Annotated in this window: 15 protein-coding genes; 8 read left to right on the top strand and 7 right to left on the bottom strand. The window is 41.7% G+C overall.

Translation table 11 applies throughout. The features are described 5' to 3' along the window. Window positions 1-43: 43 nt before the first annotated feature. Together QPK24_RS01765 and QPK24_RS01770 are read right to left on the bottom strand one after the other, a co-directional pair. A complete protein-coding gene (locus QPK24_RS01765; RefSeq protein WP_285745658.1) occupies window positions 44-700 on the bottom strand; it encodes a response regulator in 657 nt (218 codons plus the stop codon). Continuing rightward, window positions 697-1,539, bottom strand: coding sequence for a sensor histidine kinase (locus QPK24_RS01770; protein WP_285745660.1), 843 nt, complete (start codon window positions 1,537-1,539; stop codon window positions 697-699). The genes QPK24_RS01765 and QPK24_RS01770 overlap by 4 nt, the downstream gene beginning before the upstream one ends. A 372-nt stretch (window positions 1,540-1,911) precedes the next feature. On the opposite strand from QPK24_RS01770, the gene QPK24_RS01775 reads away from it, so the two are divergent. Next, on the top strand, window positions 1,912-2,082 hold the full coding sequence (locus QPK24_RS01775; RefSeq protein ID WP_191799918.1) for a hypothetical protein: 171 nt from the start codon (window positions 1,912-1,914) through the stop codon (window positions 2,080-2,082). 80 nt (window positions 2,083-2,162) lie between these two features. On the opposite strand, the gene QPK24_RS01780 is transcribed toward QPK24_RS01775, so the two are convergent. From QPK24_RS01780 to QPK24_RS01790, 3 genes are all read right to left on the bottom strand, one after another. Next, window positions 2,163-4,025, bottom strand: coding sequence for a bifunctional diguanylate cyclase/phosphohydrolase (locus tag QPK24_RS01780; RefSeq protein WP_285745663.1), 1,863 nt, complete (start codon window positions 4,023-4,025; stop codon window positions 2,163-2,165). 238 nt (window positions 4,026-4,263) lie between these two features. Next, complete coding sequence (locus QPK24_RS01785) at window positions 4,264-4,863, bottom strand: DUF5317 domain-containing protein (protein ID WP_285745665.1); 600 nt, start codon at window positions 4,861-4,863, stop codon at window positions 4,264-4,266. 147 nt (window positions 4,864-5,010) lie between these two features. Further along, window positions 5,011-6,387, bottom strand: coding sequence for a hypothetical protein (locus QPK24_RS01790; RefSeq protein WP_285745667.1), 1,377 nt, complete (start codon window positions 6,385-6,387; stop codon window positions 5,011-5,013). A gap of 264 nt (window positions 6,388-6,651) precedes the next feature. Between QPK24_RS01790 and QPK24_RS01795 the strand changes: the two genes are divergently transcribed. The 6 genes from QPK24_RS01795 (at window position 6,652) to QPK24_RS01820 (ending at window position 12,781) form a co-directional block, all read left to right on the top strand. Further along, complete coding sequence (locus QPK24_RS01795; protein WP_285745669.1) at window positions 6,652-7,689, top strand: BMP family lipoprotein; 1,038 nt, start codon at window positions 6,652-6,654, stop codon at window positions 7,687-7,689. 153 nt (window positions 7,690-7,842) lie between these two features. After that, entirely contained in the window at window positions 7,843-9,345 is a 1,503-nt protein-coding gene (locus QPK24_RS01800) for an ABC transporter ATP-binding protein (RefSeq protein ID WP_285745671.1), read from the top strand. Further along, a complete protein-coding gene (locus QPK24_RS01805; protein ID WP_213533093.1) occupies window positions 9,342-10,409 on the top strand; it encodes an ABC transporter permease in 1,068 nt (355 codons plus the stop codon). The genes QPK24_RS01800 and QPK24_RS01805 overlap by 4 nt, the downstream gene beginning before the upstream one ends. After that, the gene (locus QPK24_RS01810; protein WP_213533091.1) at window positions 10,393-11,316 is read left to right on the top strand and encodes an ABC transporter permease; all 924 of its coding nucleotides are present in this window, start codon (window positions 10,393-10,395) and stop codon (window positions 11,314-11,316) included. Before QPK24_RS01805 ends, QPK24_RS01810 begins: the two co-directional genes overlap by 17 nt. 33 nt (window positions 11,317-11,349) lie before the next feature. After that, window positions 11,350-12,021: a sulfite oxidase-like oxidoreductase gene (locus QPK24_RS01815; protein ID WP_213533089.1), complete on the top strand. Its 672-nt coding sequence runs from the start codon at window positions 11,350-11,352 to the stop codon at window positions 12,019-12,021. Between the two features lies 1 nt (window position 12,022). After that, the gene (locus tag QPK24_RS01820) at window positions 12,023-12,781 is read left to right on the top strand and encodes a nucleoside phosphorylase (protein ID WP_285745676.1); all 759 of its coding nucleotides are present in this window, start codon (window positions 12,023-12,025) and stop codon (window positions 12,779-12,781) included. Between the two features lie 206 nt (window positions 12,782-12,987). Here the strand turns inward: QPK24_RS01820 and QPK24_RS01825 are convergent, their stop codons facing one another. Further along, window positions 12,988-13,317, bottom strand: a complete 330-nt coding sequence (locus QPK24_RS01825; protein ID WP_285745678.1) for a MerR family transcriptional regulator — start codon at window positions 13,315-13,317, stop codon at window positions 12,988-12,990. 73 nt (window positions 13,318-13,390) lie between these two features. On the opposite strand from QPK24_RS01825, the gene QPK24_RS01830 reads away from it, so the two are divergent. Beyond that, window positions 13,391-14,080 carry a type 1 glutamine amidotransferase domain-containing protein gene (locus tag QPK24_RS01830; protein WP_213533084.1) on the top strand — a complete coding sequence of 230 codons (690 nt, stop codon included), beginning with the start codon at window positions 13,391-13,393 and terminating at the stop codon, window positions 14,078-14,080. 184 nt (window positions 14,081-14,264) lie between these two features. On the opposite strand, the gene QPK24_RS01835 is transcribed toward QPK24_RS01830, so the two are convergent. Then, on the bottom strand, window positions 14,265-14,939 hold the full coding sequence (locus QPK24_RS01835; RefSeq protein WP_285745681.1) for a metal-dependent hydrolase: 675 nt from the start codon (window positions 14,937-14,939) through the stop codon (window positions 14,265-14,267). Window positions 14,940-14,977: the final 38 nt, after the last annotated feature.

Consider the following 14,977-nt stretch of genomic DNA (forward strand, 5'->3'; position numbering starts at 1 on the left):
ACGAATGAATGAGGTCTGCTTTCTTATTGTGTTTTTTGAAGTTTTACCTGGGGAAATCTCGCTCCACCAGTCCTTGTTCAATGGCATAACGGGTAAGCTGGACCCGATTTTCTAGCTGTAGTTTTTGTAAAATGTTTTTTAAATGATTTTTAACGGTTTGATCGGATATCCCAAGCGCATCCGCTATCTCTCGGTTCGTTTTTCCAGAGGCAACCCAGTTCAAAATCTCCCTTTCTCTATTTGTTAAGGGAGGACGGTTATCGTCCGTTTTCATCGTTTTGGGGAACTCCTGCAGAATCTGATACGCAAGCTCCTGACTGAAAGGGGCTTCATCGCATACAGTGGCTCTCAGGTATTCCAACCAGGTTGAGGAAGAGAGATTCTTAAATAGGTAGCCTTGAGCGCCTTGTTTAAGTGCTTCGAACAGATGGGTCACATCATCCGAGACGGTTACCATCACGATGATGACATAGGGATAGCGCTGCTTGATCAGCCTCGTTGCCTCCAGCCCATCCATACCGGGCATTCTGATATCCATCAGAATGAGGTCAGGCATCCATTCCTCAGTAAGCTGGAGTGCTTCCTCACCGCTGGTCGCCTTCCCTACAATTTCAAATGAGGGATCCTCAGATAAAATAGCCTCGATCGCTGCCCGCGCATGAGCAGAGTCATCTACGATGAGTACTCGTGTATTGTTCATGAATCAGGTCCTCCTTTCATTATGGTCATACACGTCCCGCCATGTTCTTGGTTATAAAAAGCAAAATCCCAGCCCATTTCAGCGGCCCGATCTTTCGTAATCCGGAGACCATATCGGTCCGGTCGATCCCAAGGGTCACCTTTATACCCTAATCCGTCATCCATAATGGATACGGTCCACGATGTCTTATTTCCTTGACCCGTTATTTGAATAAAACCAGCGTTGGCATGTTTTCGGACATTGAGAACAGCTTCTCTAATACAAGCGATCAGTTCAATTTGTTCTTTCGTGGTTAGGTCCTCATCTGGTATATTCCAGCTGATTTTCGATTCCAGACGACTGGTGTATATCAAATCCTCAATTTGTCTAAGCATCTGCTGCGGGTGTGTAGGAAGATCACTGGTACTTTCTGGAATCTTGAGCTGAGCAATCGCTTGTCTCACATAATGATGAATCTCATGTACTGTTTTTCTTGCATCTCGCAGTTCACCTTGATGAGCAGAACCAGACAAATTGCGGTCCGCTTTATCCATTTGTACCGATAATAAAAATAAAGATTGAGCAATCCCATCATGCAATTCCCTTGCTAATTGTTCTCTAGCCTCAAGAGCAGACTTTGCTGCTTTTTCTTTCTCTAATTCAGCCTGAGCACGTTCCATGACCTGAAATAATTTATTTAACAGGGTTACACTGACAAGATAAATAATGACAGGTGTCAGCCAATTGCCGGCCTCCATTGAGAGATAGGGCATAAGAAACTGGTGTCTAATGTATTCCCACAGACCGACCGTAATCGTCGGGATGATAAGAATCATCCACTTTATATGTTTATAGCTCATGTGCAGCAGCACTCCTTATCACAGGGGAAATCATATAAAAACACTAACTATTTTTATTATACCTTCTAATTGAAAGAAAGGGATTAGTTTCAGCCCATTGAAGAAGGGGGAAATAGAAACATGGTGCGTGATTTTAAGGATATGGGAGGATGTGTATGGAAAAAGGCGATAGGAGAGAGTCAACCTTGCTCACTTCCTGTTATGCTGTATTCTTACGCAGAATGCAATTTTCCTTTGTACCCCGTCCTTCTGTATACTTATGGTAATATCGATGTTGCTAATAACGAAGTTCTTTTAAACAAAAGTTCTTCTCATCTTAGCAGCTAGGAGCGTTACTAAATTAGAGTAATTAAGAGGAGTGTATGTAGAAACATGAGTCTAGCAGTGTTGGAACGTCGCAGTGAACTACTGAAGAAAAATATTGAACAATTGCTAATTCGGGAAAATCAAAAGGGCATTACAAGACAGCAAAGCATGTTTTTACAACAAATGATTAAAGAACTCTATCAAACTTCACATGAGTTGAACACGGAAAGACGCTAAATAATGAGTAATAAAAAAGGAACCCGGACTCATCAGCTTCTGGCGATTGCAGAAGCTGATGGATCCGGGTTCTATTCTTTTTATACCATGTAAGGAGCAGTCTCTTCCTGCAAGGTCAGTTCGTTTTTTGGTGACCGGGCAAGGATATAGGCAATAAAGATCTCGACTAGCTCTGGATCAAACTGAGTTCCGGCACAAGCGCGAAGCTCAATAATCCCTTCTTGCAGTGTCTTTGTTTTCTGGTAAGGCCGTTCTGTAGTCATGGCATCAAAAGAATCAAGAACAGTGAGCATCCGGCATAGTTTAGGGATTTCTTTCCCTTTTAGTCCATGAGGATATCCTTTACCATCAAATCGTTCATGATGAAGCTCTATATAAGGAATTAAATCTCTAAAACGTGGATCGGTAAGCGCGATTTTCTTTCCCCATGTAACATGTTGTTTAATGGTCTCCCACTCTTCAGGAGTAAGTTTTCCTTCTTTATTCAAGACGCCCCACGGAATTTCAAGTTTCCCGATGTCATGAATCAGCGCACCAAGGACAAACTCTCTTTTTTCTTCTTTGTCTAATGATAGAATATTGCTCATATCTAATGCATATTTGTACACTCTTTTTGAGTGCTTGAATGTATCTATATCTTTGTACATAAATAAGTTGAGTTGTTGCTCGATGTAATTTACTTCATGAGACAAATCTAGTTCGTCTTCCATTATTAAGTCACAGCCATAAGTATGTACGGTGTTTTTTCCTTGTTTCTTAGCATAGTACAGCGCTTTATCGGCATGGTCCACAAGCTGCGATTTATCATATAGGTCTATACTGTACTGAGCGATCCCAGCTGAAAAAGATAAGCATTTATGTGGAAAAACTTCTACACCATCAAAAGGAGTATCGTTTAGTTTTTTTCTCAACTTATCAACAAAATGTCGAGCCTTTTCGTAGTCATATCCCGGCATAAGAAGAGTGAACTCTTCACCGCCATAACGGGAAGCCACAATAGAGGTGTCTTTTGTTTCTTCTTTCAACATAGAACCGAGAAAACTAATGAGCAGGTCACCTTTTAAATGGCCGAAGCTGTCATTGTATTTTTTAAAATCATCAATATCGATCATGGCTAGTGAAAGTGCTCTATCATTAACTTTAGCTTCTATAATGTGATAATCAAGCGAACTTTCAAAAAAACTATGATTATAGAGTGCTGTACGCTGATCAATATTAGAGCGATTTAGTATCTGATGATACATGGAGAATAATAGACGGAAAGCATGTGATAACATAATGCCCAAACTAAGAAATAGAATGAGACCAAGTGTTCCATTGTTTACGATCAAGACACATAATACAAGAGAGAGGATTAACATACAAAGGTATACAAGTATGGTGTCCTTAACAAATCCTTTTAACGTATTAGCTAAATCTGTACGGTATAAAAGATAGTAATAAATAAACAGACCGATTGTGTTTATCCCAAAATAACTAGTAAGGGCTAGAATATAAGAAGCTAAATTATGACCATTTACAGGACCTAGTGTGCCATTAAAAGCAAGAAAAACTTGAAATGAAAGAGTGATCATTATTGAGTATAAAGAAAAATTAGTTAGTTTCTTCCACCAAGGAACATTACGTTTATAGACAAAGTAGGATAAAGAACAGAGTAACAACACTGCAAGTGTAAATTGACTTCCGTATATAAACATACATGCGAGATAGATGGAAGAATCAAAGGAAATTACATTTCCTTCAGGTGGAAGCCGAAATGTAAGACTATTGAGAATTAGGGCTGCCCCTAACATTACATAAAGTTTCACCCATTCTTCACTGCTATAATTAATAAAAGAGAAACCGTTAGTCCATATAAAGGTTATTATTCCCGTTAGACATAAGAAAGCAATATACCAGTGGCTAATATCTAGTTCTTTTATTTTCATAAAAATTTTTGCCATGAACTTACAGTCTCCTATTAATTGCGTCATCTATTCATATTTTATCATGACATTGTCATTATTTGATAGATAAAGAAAAAAACAGGCTTGGCGGCCTGTTTTTTCATAAGATCGTCATGAGGTCTTAACCTAATGCAAAACCAGAAGTAAGTGCAACAACAACAGAAGCTACGATAACCGCATTCATGATGATGCGAGCAATGTTAGTTTTTTTCATAGTGTGTATCCTCCTTAAAAGTTAGTTAGATGTATGTAAACTAGTTGCGAGATCTTGATCTTCAGTATCCTTTTTGGGAACCATGATACTCTGGATGTACAGGAAAATGCCAAGGTTCATAACGACATCTCCGATACTAATAACCTGAGTTCGCGGATAAGGATTAGAGAGAGGAATAATATCCCCAAGGAACGACAGTCTAGTAGAGGCATCCAGCATGTAGTGCTTATACACGGCATCACCGCTAGTTAAGAGTTCTGTGTAATAGGGTCCCAATACTTGTGCTGCGTCGAGTGATACAGGCATCCGGCCACCATTCACAGCCATCACAAGAAAATTGAAAAAAACACCGATAAGAATAATCATAAAGCCTTTATTCTGTCGATTCATCCACAGAAACGCCATACCAATAACGTAGATGGACATAAAGAAATACCCTGAAGCAGGTGCTAACCAGGAGGCATCTCCTTGAAAGCGAAAAATAAGGAACTGAATGAGTAGAAGGATCGGAAAGATAAGTCCGCCCTTTAACTTAATTTGACCAAACTGCACGAGACCATTCTTGAGACCGCCTCTGAACAATCCGACGATAAGTCCAAGAATTATACCATCATAGACCATGTATTAATCTCCGTATATCGTATTTTTTTCCAGTCAAATAGATATATTCGACTAGTATATACAAATTCCTTCTTTTTTTTTCAAAAAAATTTAGTTAATTCGTCTGATACTAAAAAAGTTAATTTCATGTTAAGAATTCCTAAAGAATTATTCATATCCGCCTTGTAAATAGTTATAAAAAGGTACATCGACCCACAGTTTATAACTAGATATATCGGCATCAGGTGCGCGTTTTTTTAGTGCATCGGATACTTTTTTTGCATTTTCTTCTAAAGTAAACGATTGAGCATAGTAATTTCCTTTTGCTATTTTGTTATTTACGATGACTTCATAGTTCGAAAGGGCTGTTGGTGAGTAGTACAGCGGCTGCCACCAAGAACCATATAAAAGATCTTTCTGTTCATCGCTATTTTTCTTAGCATAAGCAAGCACAATATTATTAAATCGGTTTTTATCATCTATATTGTTAAATTCTAGTACAAGATCGTATTCTTTCGCATAAGCAATGTAATTCCCATTTGCTATTTGCTCTACTTTATAATTGTCAGTCTCCTTCGGCTCGCCCCACTCTTTTAAATAGATGAATGCCGATGTTTTCGGCTCAAGCTGGATGTCGGTCTGAATTCCTTCACTCCGTAATAGTCCGATTAACTGCTTCGCATGTTTAACGTCATCATGACCATACGTAAGTTTTAATGAATCTATAAAATTAGAGTTATATCTAGTATCTTTCAGGTTGTATCCGGTAATTTCATTGTTCTCCAGTGCTTCATTTACGATTGCACGAAGATCGGGGGCTGCAATCAAATCAGAAGTGTTATAAGCATCACTAAGCTTGGAATAGATGTCTGCATCGCTGGTTTTACCAATACTATGTTTATAATTACCGTTTAGCTCCAGCACTTGTCCGAGTAAAGCGGCTGCATATTCGCTTGAGACTTGTTTGGCAGTTACGGTTTCCTTATATAAGGAAGAGGGGAGAAGACCTGTATCCACCGCAGCAGCAATCTCGGAACCGGCTTTGCCCTGAATACGAGAAGGTGAAAAACCTAGTTTCTTAAGAGATGCTTCTACTTTAGCTGATGGATAAGTATAGCTGAGTTCCTGGATTTCAGCTGCTTTCACTGCAATGTACAGTGCTGCGAGTGGAGTGAGTTTTGCATCCCCATGAACTGTGTTTGTTGTGATGATGCCTGCCTTGTAGAGTTTGGCCGCTGACGGATAGAGTGGATCAGAGGAATCTATATCTGTAAAAACAGGATCGTCACTCTCTACATGGATAGGAAGAACTTTTGCGACCGCTTCGATAAAGTCTCCTTTTGTTGGCTTCGCTTCAAACACAATCCCGTACTTGTTACTGAGAAATTGCACGTATCCTTCGATCGTGTCCGCTCCAGCGTACTGACTTACCGTAGACATAGATGCTGCTTCGGTGACTGGATGGGAAGCAAAAAACGAGGTGGAAGGAAGAATAGATAGAGCTACACTTGCTGCAACGACTGTTTTTAATAAAACTTTTTTCATAAGACCACTCCTCAAGATCATTTGAATACGTTATAATCCTACTAAACCTACCATTTATGTGTGTTTAATGTTCTAAATTTAGGGATCATCTTACCATTAGGCTTAAAAGAGTGTCAATCAAACATTCGCATTATATTGATTACAATTAGCAACAAACCATACATTTTACCTTTATATATAGCAAAATCCGAAAGATTAATTGACATACATCGATAATGTTCGTATTATGGAACTATGAAAATAGGAAAAGGGGATTAGGTCACTATGAAAAGAGCTCTTTCGTTTGTGTTGATTATTTCAATGCTTTCCATTTTATTAGCTGCCTGCGGCAGTGATAGCAGTGGAAAAGATGGGTCTGAAGGCGCATCCGCTTCCGAGCAAGAGTCTAAAAAAGCAGTTCTTGTACTTCCTGAGAAAATTGGTGTCAATCCTTTCTTCGTGCAGATGGATGAAGGGTTCAAAAAAGCAGGGGAAGAGTTCGGAATTGAAGTAAAGACGATCGAATCGACAGACCCGGCAGCATTTGAACAGAATCTTCATGCAGCTGTAGCAGAGAATTATGATCTAATCATGACGGCTACCTTCCAAGCGGAGGATGCTCTTACTAAAGTGGCTACTGAAAATCCAGGCAAGTCTTTTGCTATCGTAGATACGGTTATTGATCTGCCTAATGTTCGAAGTGTTGGATTTAAAGAATATGAAGGTGCCTACCTACTTGGGGCAGCAGCGGGCCTCGCAACCAAAACAGATATTGTCGGCATGATTGCCGCTCAAGATATTCCTTTGATTAAGAAGTACACCGAAGGATTTAGAGAAGGACTTGCTTCCGTTAACCCGGATGCCAAATTCCTGATTAACTATGCAGGTGGATTTAATGATGTTGCCAAAGCAAAAGAACTGGCGATCGTTCAAGCTGATCAAGGAGCTGACTTTATTGCTGGGGCTTCTGCAGTAGGTGATCTTGGTGTATTTGAAGCAGCGAAAGAAAAAGGTTTCTATACTTCCGGTCAAGATACAGATCGTACGGTAGAAGATCCAGAACATATTGTTCTTTCACAGCTTAAATCGACAGACTCTATTGCTTATGAAGAGTTGAAGGCTTTTGCAAATGGTTCGTTTGAGTTCGGCTATGTTAGTTATGGTCTGAAAGAAGACGGCGTGGGACTTACTTTTGTAACTAGAGATAGTGAATCCCCGCTTAGTCCATTCATTGGACAAGAAGTGGTTGATAAAGTGAAAGCAATCAGAGATCAGATTGTATCTGGTGAGATCGTGGTGACTGATCCGCTTCAAAGTAACTAAGCAATACATTTCTTTTTAAAGCAAAAGGGAAGAAGAATTTACTACAGCTATGTTAGAGCTCGGAATGATTGTTAGTTCTTCAAGATTTGGCCGGCTGCCCAACACAGGTAGTCGGTTTTTTCTTCATTAAGAGGAGAAGGGGGAAGGATACGCGTGCTGCTAGAAATGAGCGGGATTACAAAAAAGTATGGAACACTTACGGCGAATAAAGAAGTGAATTTTGATTTAAAAGAAGGCGAGGTTCATGCCCTTGTAGGGGAGAATGGTGCAGGGAAAACGACACTGATGCGCATTCTCTACGGGATGGAAGAACCGACCTCGGGCAGCATCCGGGTAAACGGCAAGGAAGTGAGCTTTACAACGCCTTCACACGCGATTACTCATGGAATCGGCATGGTCCATCAACATTTCATGTTGTTTCCGTCTTTTACGATTGCTGAGAACATAGTGATTGGCCGTGAACCATCCAAAAGCGGTGTTGTCTTTGATCGAAATGAGGCCGCCAAAATCGTCATAGAACTCGGTGAAAAGTACGGAATGCCGGTTGATCCGTGGAAAAAAACAGGTGAGTGTTCGCTTGGTATACAGCAGCGCGTTGAAATTCTGAAGGTACTGTACCAAGGGGCAGACATTATTATTCTGGATGAACCTTCTGCCGTACTAACTCCGCTCGAAGTAAAAGAACTTCTCACTAACGTTCGTGCTCTAACGAAGCTCGGCAAAAGTTTTATCCTTATTACGCATAAATTGCAGGAAGTCATGGAAGTGTCTGATCGCATCACGGTACTTCGAGATGGGGTCGTGACGGGAACACTTGAGGCAAAAAACACAGATGTTGAGCAGCTATCAAGACTTATGGTAGGCAGAGAACTGGTGCGAATGGAGAAAAAGCCTTTTCAGCCTGGGGATGCTGTGCTTGAAATCGAAGGAGTATCGATGAAGGGATCCAAAGAGCAAACATCGCTCCGAGATATTAACCTCACGGTTCACGCAGGCGAAGTCATTGGAGTCGCAGGGATATCGGGGAACGGACAATCGGAATTGATTCAAGCCATTGCCGGGCTTAGACCGGTCAGTGAAGGATCGATCCGCTTGTCAGGTCAGGATATTACCGGGCTTTCTGTTCGCAAAATTAGGGAGACAGGTCTTGCCCATATACCGGAAGACCGCTATATGTGGGGAGCTGCAAAAGATGCGACCGTTCTTGAGAATGGAATGATGGGTCACCATCATACTCTGCAGAACAAAGGGGTTATCTCCTCTCGTAAGGTACGCAAGAAAGTAGAAGAATGGATTCAGCGCTTTGGAGTAAAGACTGGTTCTGTCGAGACAAAAGCACAGTATCTCTCTGGCGGAAACTTGCAAAAGTTGATTGCTGCCCGCGAGTTTGCTCATGAAGCTCCTTTTCTCATTGCTGCTGAACCGACGCGCGGCGTTGATATTGGGGCAATGGAGACGATTCATAAAGAACTGCTCCATCAGCGAGATCAAGGTGCGGCGATCTTACTTGTATCTTCTGAATTGTCAGAGATATTGCAACTCTCGGACCGGGTTGTTGTCATGTATGAAGGAGAAATCGCAGGAGAACTTATGGCAGAGAATGCGACCGAAGAGAGCATCAGTTTACTGATGGCAGGGGGGAAACAACAGGCATGAGCATGTTGAAGAATCATTTGAAAAGTTTAATCCAGCCGCTGCTTGCTGTAGTGATCGGCCTGCTTGCAGGAGCGATCGCGATCTTGGTTGTCGGCGGCAATGTATTTGAGACATACGGGGAGATGTGGAAGGGCGCCTTTGGCAGTTTCTACTTCTTCACTAATACACTGTCACGAGCCACGCCAATTATTCTGATCGGGCTTGGGGTTGCTCTTGCTTTTAAAGCCGGATTTTTTAACATGGGGGCTGAAGGGCAAATGCTGCTAGGGGCTTTAGCTTCCGCAATAACTGCGCTCTACCTGCCAGGACCCGGCTGGTTTGTCACGATTGTCTCCATTCTTGCCGGTGCAATTGTCGGAGGTATCTGGTCTCTTTTTGCCGGCTGGCTGGATGCCAAATTTGGTATGAATTTATTGATTACTACGCTGTTGCTCAATTACATAGCTGCTTTATTTGCGGGATATATGGTTGCGTATCCGCTTAAGGATACAACGGGATCGGCGGCAATGGCACAGACACCGATGGTTGATCCAAGTGTATGGCTGCCTAAACTGTTCCAAGGCATGGGTCTTCATGCCGGATTTATTATCGCAATCATTGCTGCCGTAGTCATTTACTTTTTTATGCAAAAAACAGTACCAGGATACGAGATTCGAATGCTCGGAAGCAATCCTTCCTTTGCTGCTTTTGGCGGAGTGAAAAGAGTGCGCATGATGATGCTTTCGATGATTGTCAGCGGAGCGCTGGCTGGAATTGCAGGAGCAGGAGAAGTGCTGGGTACCCAGTACCGGTATATTGATGGTTCACTGAGCAGTGCGAATTATGCATGGAGCGGAATTATGGCTACCCTGCTCGCTGGATCGCATCCGCTTGGTACGGCTTTCTCAGCTTTTCTGCTGTCTGCTCTCCAGACCGGGTCTATGGGTGTGGAACGGAATACCGAGGTGCCACTGGAAGTAGGTAGTGTAATTCAAGCTGTGCTGACTCTTTTCGTATCCGCAAAAATCGGCTATCGCTTCCTAAAACGAAGAAAGGGGAACAAAACAAATGGAACAGCTTCTTGATGCAGCCTTATTTAATGCGACTCTTCGTATGATTACACCCATTTTGCTTGCTGCGCTCGGAGGGGCATTATGTTCCCGTGTTGGTTTATTTAATGTAGGTCTGGAAGGATTAGTCCTTATTGGAGCCTTTTCTTCTATTGTAGGTAACTATTTATTTCATAACGTGGTGATTGCCATTATTTTTGCAATTCTCATTGTCTCGTTCTTCTCGCTTGTTTTTGCTTTTGTCAGTATTAATCTAAAGGCTAATGAAATTGTGGTCGGTTTATCCATTAACTTTCTGGCAGCGGGACTTACGACATTCTCGTTACGCGCTATTTTTGATGTGAAGGGTGCTTATTACGATAAGGATATGATCGGATTACCGAAATGGGATATCCCATTCATTCAAGATATTCCATGGATCGGGGACGTCATCTCTGGTCATTCACCGCTTGTCTATCTGGCATATATTCTCGTATTCGTTCTTCATTTCTATCTATTTAAAACAGTATCTGGTTTTCGGCTCCGTTCTGTTGGGGAGAATCCAGTAGCTGCACAAAGTCTTGGTATTCCCGTTCGCCGTACGCAATACCTTGCTGTACTGATGTGCGGCGTACTCTGTGCGCTTGCCGGTGCACAGTTGTCGCTTGGACAAGTGACGATGTTTACAGAAGGAATGACAGCAGGACGCGGATTCATCGCACTTGTTGCTACAATGCTCGGTCAGTCCAGTCCGATTCTTGTGATGGCATCGAGTATATTGTTTGGTTTTATGGAGGCACTGGGAATTCGTTTGCAAGGTTTCTCACTTCCGTCTCATTTCACCACTATGCTTCCTTATATTATTACACTGGCGGCGATGTTCTTCTTCAAGGATAAGACGTATGCAGAGGATGCACAGAAAGCGGGCGGAAGCTCAAGGTAACAAAGAAAGATGCACAGGGAGGGGCTGTTTTATATGAAAAATAAAGCAGAGCGACTAAAAGGAACAAAGTCACCAACGGTAAATATTGATGAATCATTAGCACATCGTCTGCCGCCAGGACAGGTGTTGACTGAGAAATTCCCTATACTGCATGAAGGTGAAGTCCCAGAGTATGATATGAGCACATGGGATCTGCGCGTCTACGGAGCAGTAGAGGAAGAAGTAAGCTTCTCCTACGAAGACCTTCTACAATTTCCGATGACAAATACGGTGAGTGATATACACTGTGTTACTCGCTGGTCTAAATTTGATACGGCCTGGGAGGGTATTCGGTTTACTGACTTTATGAAGCATTTCAAAATCAAACCGGAAGCAAAATACGTGATGATTCACGCAGATCAAGATTACGAGACGAATCTGCCGATTGAAGCGCTCTTGCGGGATGATGTGCTGCTCGCTTTTAAATATGATGGCAAAGATTTAACACCTAAGCATGGCTGGCCGCTGCGCCTGGTGGTTCCTGAGTTTTACTTTTGGAAAAGTGCCAAGTGGATTCGCGGCTTTGAGTTTATGACAGAAGATCGTCATGGATTCTGGGAACGGAACGGATTTCATAATACAGCTGATCCATTTCAGGAGCAGCGTTTCTCAGATGAGGAACTGCCGATTCCAGAAGATGAGTGGATGAAGAAGGAGTTTGATTAATATGTTACTGCCTATTTTACAGATTCATTCGGAAGATATCCCGCCTTATGCGGTCGTATGTGGAGATCCATTCCGTGCAGAGAAAATTGCAGGTAAGCTGACAGGAGCAAGAGAACTTGCATTCAGCCGGGAATACCGTACATTTGTGGGCGAGTATGAAGGTGTTTCTCTCGCTGTGGTAAGTCATGGAGTGGGATGCCCAGGAGCAGCAGTCTGCTTTGAAGAACTTATTCGTGCCGGAGTGACCACCCTGATTCGAGTGGGAACAGCGGGTTCTTATACTGCGGATGTACCTGCAGGCAGCCTTGTGGTAAGTACAGCGGCAATTCGCACAGATGGTCTTACAAGACAGCTTGTACCGGATGGTTTCCCTGCGGTAGCAGATCACGAGGTAACGCACGCTTTATATAGCGCTGCAACTGCGATGCAAGGTGTGGTTCGAAAAGGGATGACCGTCACCGTGGATGCCTTCTTTAACGGAGTTGAGGAAATTCCGCATAAAAAATTCAAACAGGCAGGTGCGCTTGGCGCGGAGATGGAAATAGCGGCTCTGTTTGTGATCAGCTCTCTACGAGGCGCGCGGGCGGGAGCGATTGTAGCGATTGACGGTTTTGCCGACCAAGATCTTGCTGCCGAGTATGATCCGCATACGAATGTGGTGAGTGATGCGGTAGAGCGTGAGATAGAAGCTGCGCTGAAAGCGATGGTAACTCTTGCTCAGCAAGATACGGGTACAGAAACCAACGATATTCATTCATAGTAGATAAAATCTAGTCCGCAGCGATGGCTTGCTTAGAAGACAAGAGGGGCATTGGAATAAATATAATTCCGATGCCCCTCTATTTTTATTTTACATGAATAAAAATAGTCCGATTTCCCCCTGCGATGGATCGGCCTGTTCCTCGCGGTATGTACCAGCAAGCAAAGCAGCAACGTCACAAAGGTATGATTTAAAGATCAGCCATCCTACAATTTATCATCTATTTCTTCAATAAAAGAGTTCAGAATCAGGATTTGATCCTCCAGGCTCTTTTTATGTTGAAGCAAAATGGCGCTGGTATCTATACTTTCATATTCCAAGTTTATATTTGAGATATTCTCTCTTATTTCTTGAATAGGCATTCCCAGCCTTCTAAAGCACTTTACAAGTTTCAAAATTTCAATGTCCTTGTCGTCAAATACACGAACACCATTTGCGTTTCTTTTTAATGCAGGTAATAAATTTATTTTTTCATAGTATCTAATGGAGCTTGCTGGTATCTCAGAATAATCGCTGGCTTGTTGAATAAAATACATATTTTTCCCCTCTTGACTTAAAGTAAGGTTTAACCAATACAATCATCCTATCATATAAACAGGAGGGAACATAATGGCAAATATTTTAGTAGTTGTAACCAATGTATCCAAATACCCAGAATTAGAGCGTGCTACAGGATTATGGCTTGGGGAAGCAGTACATTTCGTAGATAAAATGGAGAAGGAAGGACACAAAATTGATTATGTCAGCCCTAACGGAGGCTACACTTCTATCGATCCGCATAGTTTAGAGAAAGACTCTATGACGGAACTAGACTGGGAATATTACCAAAACAATCAATTCTTAAATAAGTTAGGAACAACTCTCGCTGCAGAAGATATTAATCCAGAAGACTATGATGTTATTTACTATACTGGCGGTCACGGCGTGATGTGGGATTACCCTGAGAATGAAAAATTACAGAACATTGCTATGAAAATATATGAGAATGGCGGCATTGTATCTGCTGTGTGCCATGGCTCGATCGGTCTTGTAAACATTAAAAATGAAGCTGGCGAGTATCTAATTGCTAATAAAAAAGTGACAGGCTTTGCCAATACGGAAGAAAGAGCTATCGAATTAGACAAAGTAGTTCCGTTCTTAACGGAAGATGAACTGGTTAAAAAAGGCGCTAATTATGTAAAAGGAAATGACTGGGCACCATTCGTTGTAGTTGATGATCATCTGGTGACTGGGCAAAATCCGGCTTCGGGTGGTGAAGTTGCAGAAGAAGTAATTAAATTGTTGAATTCAAAACGTTAATATCCTATTGGTGGTTTCACAGATCACTATTATGGAAGTAACTCTTTGATTGATGAATAACAGGTACCCTATGGGGGTGCCTGTTATGGCAAAACGATGGTATTGGAGATATATATCCAATGCCTTTTGTCATTTCATTTTATTCAACCCATATCAAGTGGGCCGCGGTGAGTGGATTGTTTCGCTACTCCTTAGGAGGCGGAGTGGTATGATCTATTTTGTAATCTCGATAAGCTCCTGAACCTTTGATTATCGTTGTATCTGCCAATCGAACGTCAAACTCCCAATGCAAAAGTTGGTTTTCCGGTGTCATCGTAATCGTAGCTGGATGTAATCTCGTATCTAATTTGTGCTGAATCGTCAAAGATGAGGTGATTTGGACTATCAGCAAAAGGATGATGACAATGAGAGGCATAATATAGTATTTAAATGATAATTTCGATAAGTAAAGAATGAAACCAAGTAATAATACGAATATTATAATAGCTTCCATACTCTTAGGAATCACATCTAGCTCCACTTCATCGCCACTAATCGGATACAGCAAGTTAATCCCGTTTCCTAGGTAATCAATAAGATGGTGACTCAGAAAAACGGTTACCATACTGGTCCATAACCCTTTTAGCAGATTAATTCTTAACAAAGAGTATAAGAGCAAAGCAAATAACAATCCTATGAAAGGTATAGTTAGGATACTGTGCAACCATAGATCGCCAAAGAATTTGGTTATATCAGGGGAGATTCCAATGATGCCTCCAGACAGGATGATCATTATTTTTTCTCTGTTGTTTGTTGGTCTAAAGAAGAGAGTATAAAGATAAGCCCCTATAAGGATATGCATGAACGTATGAATGATCATATAAGTACCTCGCATTAGATTTTTAATATAGTTAAGCA

It is taken from the genome of Paenibacillus polygoni (assembly GCF_030263935.1).
In the GTDB taxonomy this organism is placed as follows: domain Bacteria; phylum Bacillota; class Bacilli; order Paenibacillales; family Paenibacillaceae; genus Paenibacillus; species Paenibacillus polygoni.

Bases quoted from the DNA above. Each gene is read 5' to 3' on its own strand.
- QPK24_RS01765 (WP_285745658.1), bottom strand. From the start codon at position 700: ATGAACAATACACGAGTACTCATCGTAGATGACTCTGCTCATGCGCGG.
- QPK24_RS01770 (WP_285745660.1), bottom strand. From the start codon at position 1,539: ATGAGCTATAAACATATAAAGTGGATGATTCTTATCATCCCGACGATT.
- QPK24_RS01775 (WP_191799918.1), top strand. From the start codon at position 1,912: ATGAGTCTAGCAGTGTTGGAACGTCGCAGTGAACTACTGAAGAAAAAT.
- QPK24_RS01780 (WP_285745663.1), bottom strand. From the start codon at position 4,025: ATGGCAAAAATTTTTATGAAAATAAAAGAACTAGATATTAGCCACTGG.
- QPK24_RS01785 (WP_285745665.1), bottom strand. From the start codon at position 4,863: ATGGTCTATGATGGTATAATTCTTGGACTTATCGTCGGATTGTTCAGA.
- QPK24_RS01790 (WP_285745667.1), bottom strand. From the start codon at position 6,387: ATGAAAAAAGTTTTATTAAAAACAGTCGTTGCAGCAAGTGTAGCTCTA.
- QPK24_RS01795 (WP_285745669.1), top strand. From the start codon at position 6,652: ATGAAAAGAGCTCTTTCGTTTGTGTTGATTATTTCAATGCTTTCCATT.
- QPK24_RS01805 (WP_213533093.1), top strand. From the start codon at position 9,342: ATGAGCATGTTGAAGAATCATTTGAAAAGTTTAATCCAGCCGCTGCTT.
- QPK24_RS01810 (WP_213533091.1), top strand. From the start codon at position 10,393: ATGGAACAGCTTCTTGATGCAGCCTTATTTAATGCGACTCTTCGTATG.
- QPK24_RS01815 (WP_213533089.1), top strand. From the start codon at position 11,350: ATGAAAAATAAAGCAGAGCGACTAAAAGGAACAAAGTCACCAACGGTA.
- QPK24_RS01820 (WP_285745676.1), top strand. From the start codon at position 12,023: ATGTTACTGCCTATTTTACAGATTCATTCGGAAGATATCCCGCCTTAT.
- QPK24_RS01825 (WP_285745678.1), bottom strand. From the start codon at position 13,317: ATGTATTTTATTCAACAAGCCAGCGATTATTCTGAGATACCAGCAAGC.
- QPK24_RS01830 (WP_213533084.1), top strand. From the start codon at position 13,391: ATGGCAAATATTTTAGTAGTTGTAACCAATGTATCCAAATACCCAGAA.
- QPK24_RS01835 (WP_285745681.1), bottom strand. From the start codon at position 14,939: ATGATCATTCATACGTTCATGCATATCCTTATAGGGGCTTATCTTTAT.